Genomic DNA, 239 nt, shown 5'->3' with positions numbered 1-239 from the left:
CTTCCACGACCCCAGCTGTTCGCGTTGCAGGACCTTCAGGTAATGGGCCAGGCGGTTGACGATCATCATGTACGGCAACTGGGTGCCGAGCTTGTAGTTCAGCTCCGCGGCCTTGCCTTCGGCGCTGATGCCGAAGAACTTCGGCTTCTGCACCGAGCTGGCGGAGAAGAACGCGGCGTTGTCGCTGCCCTTGCGCATGGTCAGGGAAATGAAGCCTTCCTCGGCCAGTTCGTACTCGC

Annotated in this window: 1 pseudogene; it reads right to left on the bottom strand. The window is 61.1% G+C overall.

From position 1 onward, the window contains the following. A pseudogene (locus tag HJG58_RS18775) lies at positions 1 to 239 on the bottom strand (type VI secretion system contractile sheath large subunit); the annotation flags it as partial.

This window comes from Acinetobacter geminorum (assembly GCF_013009345.1).
Lineage (GTDB): Bacteria > Pseudomonadota > Gammaproteobacteria > Pseudomonadales > Moraxellaceae > Acinetobacter > Acinetobacter geminorum.
The sequence above is the reverse complement of the archived record's forward strand: the minus strand, read 5'-3'. Positions and strand labels throughout refer to the sequence as shown.